Consider the following 11,267-nt stretch of genomic DNA (forward strand, 5'->3'; position numbering starts at 1 on the left):
GATGATTAGAGAAATTAGCGTAGAAATATATCTTATTTTATTTAAAATTTTACATAGCATCATGAAAATTTTCCCAATAAAAAGAAAAGTAACTTTCATTATGTCTTATGGAGAAAATCTCATTTTTATTTATGATGAAATGAAACGGAAAAAAATTGATTGTGAGGTAATTTTCTTATATAAATCTACATGTAAATATGAAGTGGATAGCTACTCGAATGTGAAGTCTTTTAAATTTGAAACGAAAAATATCCTTCATACAATTAAATCAATCTATCATTTGTCTACTTCCCAATATGTTATTATTGATAATTATTTCGGATCATTAGCGAAAGTTAAATTTAAAAAGGGGGTGCAATGTATTCAAATTTGGCACGCAGCAGGTGCTATAAAAAAATTTGGATTGTTGGCACCTTCTTTTAATAAAAGGAGCCTACGAGCTCAAAAGCGCTTTCTTGATGTTTATAGAAATTTTCATAAGATTGTTGTAGGTTCGGATGCTCTTGCAAGCATTTATAAGGATGCTTTTGGGTTATCGAACGACAGGATATTAAAAACAGGTATTCCGAGAACCGATTTGTTTTTTTATGAACAGCGCAAGAGAGAAATTAAAGACAATATTCTATTAATAAATCCGACTTTAAAAAGTAAGAAGATCATTTTATATGCTCCAACCTTTAGAGATAAAGAGTTATTAGATTTTGATTTGCATTTGGATATGGAAGCTATGTATAAAGCACTAAAAGATGAGTATATCGTTTTAATCAAGCTCCATCCGGCAGTAAGAAATAAGTTGGAGTATAAGGATAAGTATACAGGATTTTTATATGATTATTCGCTATATCCCAATATAAATGATCTATTTTTAGTAACAGATATTTTGGTAACAGATTATTCATCTGTTCCTTTTGAGTTCTGTCTTTTAAATAAGCCAATGGTCTTTTTCTCATATGATCTGAAGAAGTATACGAAAAAAAGAGGAATTATTGGAGATTACACAACCACTGTTCCAGGATCAATTGTGTACAATACCAGTGAATTAATCCAGGTTATTAAAAGCAATTCGTTTGATATGGAAGTCTTAAAAGGTTTTAAGTTGAAGTGGAATAAATATTCTCAAGGGAATTCAAGTGAAAAATTAGTTAACTATTTATTTAATCGTGAAGTGTAATTGGTAAATATCTATTTAAAAGTTAATGTGCTAGACTTTTTGATGTCCGTTCAATTGGAGAAGTCGTTAAGATATTAATATTTATAAAGGGAGTTAATTTAATGGTTTTACCTAAATTAAGTATAGTAGTACCTATTTACAACGTAGAAGGTTATTTAGAAGAGTGCCTTGATTCACTATTGGAGCAAGCATATAACAATTATGAAGTAATTATGGTTGATGATGGTTCACAAGATAATAGCTCTGATATTATGTTTCAGTATGCTGATAAGTATGAAAACTTTCATGCATTTAAAAAATCTAATGGTGGCCTAGGGAAAGCTAGAAACTTCGGGTATGAATTTATTACAGGGGATTATGTTACATTTGTTGATTCAGATGACATTATTCCTACGGGCTCATATAAAGCCATGATGAATACAGTTTTACAAACTGGTTCGGATTTTATCATAGGAAATGTTATAAGATTCAACTCTACAAAAGAATTTCCATCTGTATTACATAAAAAAGTATTTAGTGAAAATAAGCTAAAAACACATATTACTGAGTCGCCAGAATTACTGTACGATACAACTGCATGGAACAAAATCTATAAAGTTAGTTTCTGGGAAGAACATGAATTTCAATTTCCAGAAGGAATGTTATATGAGGATATTCCGGTAACAATTCCAGCGCATTTTAAAGCAAAAAGTGTAGATGTATTAACAAGTATTGTATATAAATGGAGAGCGCGGGATGCTGGTGATCAATCTATTACACAGCAAAGAACAGATATTAATAATTTAACAGATCGTTTGAAAGCCTTAGGAATGGTAGATCAACATTTTAGTGAAAATAATATTGATGGACTAGTAAAGGAAGAAAAAGATTTTAAATATCTTAGTATTGATTTACTAGTATACCTTAACCAACTTGATAGAGCTGATGAAGAGTATATAGACACGTATTTTAAGAGTGTATCGGAGTATCTGAAAAATGTAGATATGTCAGTTTTTAAGAGATTAAAAGTTATTGATCGGTTAAAGTATCAGCTGGTGCAAAATAATGAGAAACAAAAGTTATTACAGTTATTAGAGTTTCAAAAAACTGAATTGAAAAATTCTAAACCAATTAAAAAGAATGATGTTTATGTTGCCGATTACCCGTATATTGATCAATTACCAATGGAATTAAGAATATTGGAGGAAGAATTTGAGACAGTTAAAAGAGTAGAAAGTGCAAGTTGGAACGGAAATTGTCTAGAGATTAAAGGTTATGCTTATATCAAAAATTTAAATGTGAAAAGAAAATCTGATGCTGAGATCAGTGTCTTCATTAGTGATGAGCAAGGCTCGATTAGAATTCCGGTGAAAGATGTAACAATTCATAAACGAACAGACATTACAGCCAAAATGGGTATAGCTATAAGTTCAAAGATTCCTTTAAAAAGAGCATTTAACTACAACTGGTCAGGATTTGAAATTAAAATCAACTTTGATGATATTCTAAAATCTTACGAGTTAACAAATGATAAATATTATATTTTCTATTCTATTAAAAACGATGGAGTTGAGAGAACAGTTAGATTAGGACAACCAGTTGCTGGTTTAAAAACAAAGCCTAAGTACAGGGTTTTTGATGGAAATATTATTTATCCAAAGTATAATGCTGCATGGGATATTCGCTTAGAAGTGAATCAAACAAAATCGACAGTGAAAAAAATATATAGAAATAAGAAGCATTTAATCTTTGAAGGAAATACTTTATTCTCATTTAAAAACTCAAAGCTATTACTTATTAATTATGAGCTAAGAAAGTCTATTATAAAACCTTTACAAAAAACAGATAATACAAATGCATTTATGGCAAAAATAGAGGTATCTAAGTTAAGCAAGGTAAAAGACCGTGGGGAATGGTTTGGACATATTGTTGAAAATGGAGAGAAAAATCCTTTAACTCTTATGCCAATTCAATTCAATGAAATTAGTAGTATTGGTGTAAATGAAGTAGAAATTGATCACAGCTCAGCAGGGAACTTGCTAGTTAGACTGGATAAATTCTTCCCTAAAGTAGAATCATTAAAAATTGTTAATAACAGAGTTGAGCTGAGCATTAAAGTTGCAAACAATTTTTATCTTGGCATTGACAGGGAAAATATTGAACACAATTTAATGATTGAAAAAATGAATGGACAAGAACAGATAAATATGAAAATGAGTAAGTCTGAAATCAATAAGGGACATACACTTTTATATTTTGAATTTCCATTATATAAAGACAAGGTATCTATGTTTGAAAGTGGACGTTGGCAGTTAAAGTTAAAGACAACTGGACAAAAGAATTTAGAAAGTAGAATAGAATTTAAGAAAGAAAATATGGATAGTGTTCGAACAATTTTTCAAGATTATAAATATGTAATTTACCGTTCAAAGAATACTAATCTTTTAACATTGAGAGTGGAACCTGAGTGGAAGTGGATTGAAAGGGGTCCAAGAAGGCAAGAGGTAATTAGAAAAGTGCTATATCCTTTAATGAGATTATTACCTTTGAAAAAGAAAGATGTAGTATTTGAATCTTATTGGGGCAAAAATTTCGAATGTAATCCAAGAGCTGTCTATGAGTATATTGATGAATATAAAAAAGACTACAAAACAGTTTGGTTTTTAAGAGATCATCATACAAATGTACCAGGAAACGCAGAAACAGTTAGAATTAATTCGTTAAAGTATTATTATCATTTGGCAACAGCTAAACATTTTGTAAACAATGTAAACTTCCCTGATTTTTATGAAAAGCGTAAAAATGTAACTGAAATTCAGACGATGCATGGAACACCGTTAAAAACTTTAGGTTTAGATGCACCAGGAGAAGTCGTTGGTGAAGTTCAGAAGGAGAAGTTTTTAAGAAGATGTCACCGTTGGGATTATTTATCAGTTCCAAGTGATTATGTTTCTGATATTGCCAAGAGCGCATATGATTTCAATAATAAGTTCTTAAAAGTTGGTTATCCGAGAAATGATAAATTATTTAGAGATAATAATAAAGGGAGTATTAATAAAATCAAAGAAAAGATGGGTATACCTGTAGATAAAAAAGTGATTGTTTACGTTCCAACATGGAGAACAAAGGGTAAATTTAGAATGCCTATAAATCTGAATCAACTAAAACAAAATTTTGGTGATGAGTATATATTTATTGTTAAGCTACATCATTTTTCGAAAAAAGGATTCTCATTAAGTGAGTACGAAGGTTTTGCTTACGATTATAGTCATTATGATGATATTCGAGATATGTATTTAATAGCTGATATTTTGATTACTGACTATTCATCAGTTATGTTTGATTATTCATTATTAAATAAACCAATGCTATTTTACACGTATGATTATGATAATTATAAAAATAAATTACGAGGTATGTATGTTGACTTTGAAGAAGAGGCACCAGGTCCACTTATCGAAGATACAGAGACACTTGTAAAAGAAATTCAGGATATTGCTACATTCTCAAAAAAGTATCAAGAGAGAATCATACGTTTTCAAGAAAAATATAATCAATTTGATGATGGAAGAGCATCTGAAAAAATTGTTAACGAATTGTTTTAAAATTGGCTTGAAAGTTGAATATAGGGAGTCTAAGAAATAATCTAAGACTTTAGGGCAGAGGAACATTTATATTATGATTTGAAGAAAGTATATATTCAATCTTTATATACAGTGTTAGCCAATAAGGTGGCATACATGTTAGATAATCTACAACTAACTATTGAAATGGATAAAAAAGCTCGTGGAAATGAATTAAATCTTTTTTTCAGAAGCTTACAGTGAAAAGTGGATTGTGCTATTTAATAAATTTAAAAAACAATAATGGATTAAGATTTACTTATTTCCAGTTTTAGTTTTTGAAAAATAAGATTTATAACTCAGTTATTATATTTTAAGTAAAAGAACTCAAAGCTAAGTGAACTATATTTATGTCACTTAGCTTCTTATGTAAATAATAACGCTTTTAACGCTGTTAAGATGGTGAGGGAGGATTATTTTGAAACAGATTACAGTCATAGGTGCAGGAAGTTGGGGAACAGCGTTATCTATGGTTCTTGCGGATAACGGACATGAAGTAAGGATTTGGGGGAATAAGGCGGAACAAATCCATGAAATTAATGAGAAGCATACGAATGAAGCATATTTACCGGGGATTCAACTTTCTAAAACAATAAAAGGATACGAGTCTCTAGAGGAAGTAATGGATGGGATAGATACGGTACTATTAGTTGTTCCAACGAAAGCGATTCGTAGTGTAATACAACAACTAAAGGAAGTTGTAAAACAACCGATAACAATTATCCATGCAAGTAAAGGAATTGAACCAGGATCATTTAAACGTATCTCAGAAATGATTGAAGAAGAGATGCCGAAAGAGTTAATAGAAAGTGTTGTTGTTCTTTCAGGGCCAAGCCATGCAGAAGAGGTAAGTCTTCGTCATCCTACTACTGTAACTGCTGCGTCATATCATCTACAGGCCGCAGAAAAAACACAAAAGCTATTTATGAATACAAATTTCCGTGTTTATACAAATCGAGATGTGATTGGTGTTGAATTAGGCGGGGCACTAAAGAATATTATTGCCCTTGGCGCAGGAATCTCAGATGGTCTTGGTTACGGAGATAACGCAAAAGCAGCGTTAATTTCCAGGGGACTAACGGAAATTACACGATTAGGGTGTGAGATGGGAGCAAATCCGCTTACTTTTGCGGGATTAACAGGTGTCGGTGATTTAATTGTGACTTGTACAAGTGTTCATAGTCGAAATTGGCGAGCTGGAAATTTACTTGGTAAGGGTCATAATTTAGAAGAAGTATTAGAGAATATGGGCATGGTGGTAGAAGGTGTTCGTACAGCTGAGGCAGCATATCATTTAGCTGAAAAAATGAGTATTGAAATGCCGATTACGACTGCGATATATAATGTTTTATTTAATGGGAAAAATGCAAAAGAAGAGGTAGACGCATTAATGGGAAGAACGGGAAAAGGCGAGGTTTCGCGTTAATGTATCGTAAGTATGTAGCGACTGAATTAGAAGGTGTGTAAATAACATGGGATTTATAAGAAGAATAAAAAATCACCGTATTGTAAAAAAACTATGTAAGGCAGTATTTCTTTTCTGTAGTTGTTTGCCTCCCAAAAGGAAGTTAATTTTATTTGAGAGTTATTCCGGAAAACAATATAGTTGTAATCCACGAGCTATGTATGAATACATGTTACAAAATGACATGGACTTTCAAATGGTTTGGAGTGTAAATAAAAATTACACAGCGCAGTTTGACAAAGAAAATATCCCATATGTAAAAAGATTTTCAATTCGTTGGTTTATTTTATTGGCACGTGCGCAGTATTGGGTAACAAATAGTAGAATGCCACTTTGGCTTCCTAAGCCAAGGCATACTATTTATATACAAACTTGGCACGGTACACCTCTTAAGAAATTAGCGGGTGATATGAAAGAAGTTCATATGCCGGGTACAACAACTGAAAAGTATAAGGACAATTTTCATCGTGAAGCACAAAACTGGGATTATTTACTTTCCCCTAATGTATATTCGACTGAAATATTTAAGAGGGCTTTTCAATTTCAAAAAACTGTTGTTGAAGCAGGATATCCTCGTAACGATTTCTTATATGTAAATAATAATTCTAAGGCAGTCGATACATTAAAGAAACAGAATGGATTACCTATAGATAAAAAAATTATTTTATATGCCCCAACGTGGCGAGACGATCAGTTTTATAGTAAAGGTCGATATAAATTAGATTTACAATTAGATTTAAGTCTTTTGCAGAAACAATTAGGTTCAGATTATATCATTTTGTTACGCATGCACTACTTAGTTGCAGAACAGTTTGATTTAGAACCGTATAAAGGGTTTGTGTATGATTTCTCTAAGCATGTCGATATAAATGAGCTGTATTTACTATCTGACTTGTTAATTACAGATTACTCTTCAGTCTTTTTTGACTATGCGAATTTGAAACGACCAATCATTTTCTACACGTATGATATTGACTCGTATCGTGATAAGTTAAGAGGTTTTTATTTTGACTTAGAGACAGAAGCTCCTGGTCCAGTTGTGATGAATACGGAAGAAGTGCTTGAGGAAATATTAAGATTCGAAACTCTAGGTTTAGGTGAATTTGCAGGGAAATATAATACCTTCTATAATAATTATTGTTATTTAGAAGATGGTTTTGCTTCTAAACGAGTAGTAGAGAAAATATTCTTCGGAGAGGCACAGTAAAGATGAACTCAATGATTATGGTATTAAAAGAACAGGTAAACAGTCTATATTTAATTCAACGTTTATCTATTTATCAAGTAAAAAGTACAAATAATAATAATTATTTAGGACTTGTGTGGGAAGTTTTGAATCCTCTCATACAGATAAGTATTTATTGGTTTGTATTCGGCTTTGGGATTCGGGGTGGTCAAGGAGTAAATGGAGTACCATTTGTTTATTGGTTATCTGCAGGGCTTGTTGTATGGTTTTTTGTACAACCAGCAATGCTACAAGCATCTAAGTCTATTTATACAAGGTTAAATATGATTTCGAAGATGAGTTTTCCAATGAGTGTTATCCCAAGCTTTGTAATTATGTCTAATCTTTATCAGCATTTGATACTTATCGGTATTGTGACAATTTTATTTTTAGTAACGGGTCAAGGTATTTCTATTCATTATATTCAGCTTGTTTATTATATGTTTGCTACCCTTATGTTAATATTTTCACTCTCCTTAATTACGTCAACGTTAGCAACAATTGTGAGAGATGTTCAAATGATTGTTCAATCAATTATGCGAATGTTGCTATACTTAACGCCTATATTATGGACACCTGAAAAATTACCATCGTTTCTTCAAAAAATTATGCAGTTAAATCCATTTTGCTATATTGTAGATGGATATCGTGCTTCTTTACTAGGAACAAGCTGGTTTTATCAAGATCTAAATTATGCATTATATTTTTGGTCGTTTGTCCTTGTTACGTTGTTAATTGGTGCAACGCTACATGTGAAATTTAGAAAGCACTTTGCAGATTATCTATGATGAGGGTTGTAAAAAATGAATGAATCAGTGAGGTTTCATAATGTAACAAAAAAATATAAAATGCATAGCAAAAACTCTGAGAAATTAAAGGATATTCTGTATCCTGGAGGATTTGGTGAAGACTTTTATGCATTAAGAAACTTAGAATTTGAGGCTCAAAAAGGCGATGTTATTGGTATTGTTGGGGTAAATGGTTCTGGAAAATCTACAATGTCTAATTTGATTGCTGGAATTACACCGCCTACAACTGGAAGTATCGACATAAAAGGGAAAGTCGCACTTATTGCAATCGCAGCTGGTCTTAATAATCAATTGTCAGGTAGAGAAAACATTGAGCTTAAATGCTTAATGATGGGAATGAGTAAAGCACAAATTGAAAAGTTAACACCTGAAATTATTGATTTTGCTGATATAGGTAAGTTTATTGATATGCCAGTAAAAAAATATTCTAGCGGGATGAAATCGCGTTTAGGATTCGCGATTTCAGTTAGTATTAATCCAGATGTACTCGTAATTGATGAAGCTTTATCAGTAGGTGATCAAACATTTGCTGATAAATGCTTAAACCGTATGAATGAATTTAAAGAACAGGGCAAAACAATATTTTTTGTTAGCCATTCTTTAGGACAAGTGAAAAAATTCTGTACAAAGGCTCTATGGCTTGAATACGGTGAAATTAGAGACTATGGTCCTATTGAGGAAGTAATGCCGAAGTATGAAAGTTTCTTAAAAGAATATAAGGCAATGAGTAAAGAAGAGCAGCAAAACTTCAAAAAAGAAGCAATGGAGAAACAGGCAGGAAAAGGGTTGGCAGAGGTAAATATTGCTTCAAAAGAGGTTCCAAAAGAAGCTTCCAATTATGCACCTAGATTAAGTGGAGCGCATGTTCACAGTAAGAATAATCGAATCAAACGTAAGTATATTGCTGGCTTAATTGGTGTATTACTAATTACAACTATAAGTGGATTGACGTATTGGCAAAGGGATAATATCTTTTCTCCTTTACAGGCTAAAGAACAAAAGAAAGAACAATCTAGACAAGCAAAGGTTGTTAAACAAGAGAAGAATCCATTAGCTGATTTAGATGTTCGGTATGTAAATTCTGCTAAAGCTCGTGTGAGAAGTGTGCCAGCGTTAGAGGGACAAGCGATTGCTACTATGGTATTTGGAACACCTTTTGTGGTAAAGGATCAGAAAAAAGATGAAAAATCTGGGGTCAATTGGTTGAAGGCTATTTATGATAATGGGGAAGAAGGATGGGTTAGTGAAGAGATAGTAAGCTCAATTCCATTTACTCATGCATTATCTTATGAGGATGTTGTAAATAAAATAAAAAAATTAGAAGGTACTTCTCAAAATCTGGAACAAGCCCTTACTTTTTTAGGTAAGCGTAAAGAGGATGTAACTAGTATAATAGGTATTCCTCAAAATGAAGAAAAAGTACCAGAAGGAGTACTAACAAAATATAAAGAAATTGATGTTTTATATAATAATCAATTGATTGTTAAACAGGTAAGTCTTAAGAACGTAAATATATTGAAGGCAACGTTGTTAGAACAATTGGGTGAAGCACAATTGAAAAACGAAGATAGTTCTTTATTAATTTATCGATCTGATAAGTTTGATTTTAAGTTTGCTTCTAATGGTTCAACAATTGAGCAAATATCCATCTTTGATATATTAAAATAAGGAAATATTGATATAATAAGTGTGTTTGTTAATTGTTCAATCAAGTAAATATAAAAAAATTATATATTACTAGGAGGAATATCATTGAAAAAAGTAAGAAAAGCTATTATTCCAGCTGCTGGATTAGGGACTCGCTTCCTACCAGCAACAAAAGCAATGCCAAAAGAAATGTTACCAATTGTTGATAAACCAACAATTCAATATATCGTGGAAGAGGCAATTGCGTCTGGAATTGAAGATATTATTATCGTAACAGGAAAAGGAAAACGTGCAATTGAAGATCATTTCGATCATTCCTTTGAATTAGAACAAAACTTACTATCAAAAGGAAAGTATGAAACTCTTGAAAAAGTACAAGAATCTTCAAAGATCAATATTCATTATATTCGCCAAAAAGAGCCTAAAGGTCTAGGACATGCTGTTTGGTGTGCTCGTAAATTTATTGGAAATGAGCCATTTGCGGTACTACTTGGTGATGATATTGTTCAAGCGGATACGCCATGCTTACGCCAATTAATGAATCAATATGAGAATACACAATCATCAGTAATTGGTGTTCAAACTGTTCCAGAGAATGAAACGCATCGCTATGGTATTATTGATCCGTTAGAGCAAAAGGATCGTAGTTATCAAGTGAGTAAATTTGTTGAAAAACCTGCTAAAGGAACAGCACCATCTAACTTAGCGATTATGGGACGTTACGTGTTAACGCCAGAAATCTTTATGTTCTTAGAAGATCAACAAACAGGGGCAGGCGGAGAAATTCAGTTAACAGATGCGATTCAGCGTTTAAATGAAATTCAACGTGTATTCGCATATGATTTCGAAGGAAAACGCTATGATGTCGGAGAAAAACTAGGGTTTATTCAAACAACAATTGAAATGGCACTGCAACATGAAGAGTTAAAAAAAGAGCTATTAGATTATATGAAAAAGTTAGTGGAAAGCGAAATGGTTTGTAACTAAGCTTTAACGATACAAAAAGAACTTAAGTCTATTTCATTAGAAATAAGTTTTTTGTAGATTTCAGTCAATATGTTGGGGAAAAGTTAAGTCTATGTTAGTTTTGGAATGGGACTTTCTAATGTTATTTCTCTTTCATTAATCGTCAAAAGAGGACAATATTGTTTCATTTATTTATAAATGGTTATCGGCTACTTATAGTATGCTACTATTTTGCTTCATTTTTTAATAAGAGGACCTCAACTCTATAATTCAACAATTGTTTTTAAACTCTTTTATAAGCGGTTGTTGGACATATAGATACCGTCACAAGAATTTAATTGGGTAATATGCATATGACTATACGATCTTTACTTCCTTGAAA

General features: G+C 31.8%; 7 protein-coding genes. All 7 read left to right on the forward strand.

Annotated features, from left to right (window positions below; translation table 11 throughout):
- The first annotated feature begins 1 nt into the window (after position 1).
- Positions 2-1,171: a CDP-glycerol glycerophosphotransferase family protein gene (locus JDS96_RS00235; protein ID WP_199665693.1), complete on the forward strand. Its 1,170-nt coding sequence runs from the start codon at positions 2-4 to the stop codon at positions 1,169-1,171.
- 101 nt (positions 1,172-1,272) lie between these two features.
- A complete protein-coding gene (locus JDS96_RS00240; RefSeq protein ID WP_199665694.1) occupies positions 1,273-4,755 on the forward strand; it encodes a bifunctional glycosyltransferase/CDP-glycerol:glycerophosphate glycerophosphotransferase in 3,483 nt (1,160 codons plus the stop codon).
- A gap of 436 nt (positions 4,756-5,191) precedes the next feature.
- Positions 5,192-6,199, forward strand: a complete 1,008-nt coding sequence (locus JDS96_RS00245; protein ID WP_199665695.1) for an NAD(P)H-dependent glycerol-3-phosphate dehydrogenase — start codon at positions 5,192-5,194, stop codon at positions 6,197-6,199.
- A 46-nt stretch (positions 6,200-6,245) separates the two neighbouring features.
- A complete protein-coding gene (locus tag JDS96_RS00250) occupies positions 6,246-7,445 on the forward strand; it encodes a CDP-glycerol glycerophosphotransferase family protein (RefSeq protein WP_199665696.1) in 1,200 nt (399 codons plus the stop codon).
- Between the two features lie 2 nt (positions 7,446-7,447).
- The gene (locus JDS96_RS00255; RefSeq protein ID WP_199665697.1) at positions 7,448-8,251 is read left to right on the forward strand and encodes an ABC transporter permease; all 804 of its coding nucleotides are present in this window, start codon (positions 7,448-7,450) and stop codon (positions 8,249-8,251) included.
- 15 nt (positions 8,252-8,266) lie between these two features.
- Complete coding sequence (gene tagH, locus JDS96_RS00260; RefSeq protein WP_199665698.1) at positions 8,267-9,940, forward strand: teichoic acids export ABC transporter ATP-binding subunit TagH; 1,674 nt, start codon at positions 8,267-8,269, stop codon at positions 9,938-9,940.
- Positions 9,941-10,024: 84 nt separating this feature from the next.
- On the forward strand, positions 10,025-10,906 hold the full coding sequence (galU, locus tag JDS96_RS00265; protein ID WP_041488624.1) for a UTP--glucose-1-phosphate uridylyltransferase GalU: 882 nt from the start codon (positions 10,025-10,027) through the stop codon (positions 10,904-10,906).
- The last annotated feature ends 361 nt before the right edge of the window (positions 10,907-11,267 follow it).

This window comes from Bacillus cereus group sp. N21 (genome assembly GCF_016483395.1).
Lineage (GTDB): Bacteria > Bacillota > Bacilli > Bacillales > Bacillaceae_G > Bacillus_A > Bacillus_A pseudomycoides.

Coding starts and splice junctions, on each gene's coding strand:
- JDS96_RS00235 (WP_199665693.1), top strand. CDS start 2: ATGATTAGAGAAATTAGCGTAGAAATATATCTTATTTTATTTAAAATT.
- JDS96_RS00240 (WP_199665694.1), top strand. CDS start 1,273: ATGGTTTTACCTAAATTAAGTATAGTAGTACCTATTTACAACGTAGAA.
- JDS96_RS00250 (WP_199665696.1), top strand. CDS start 6,246: ATGGGATTTATAAGAAGAATAAAAAATCACCGTATTGTAAAAAAACTA.
- JDS96_RS00255 (WP_199665697.1), top strand. CDS start 7,448: ATGAACTCAATGATTATGGTATTAAAAGAACAGGTAAACAGTCTATAT.
- tagH (WP_199665698.1), top strand. CDS start 8,267: ATGAATGAATCAGTGAGGTTTCATAATGTAACAAAAAAATATAAAATG.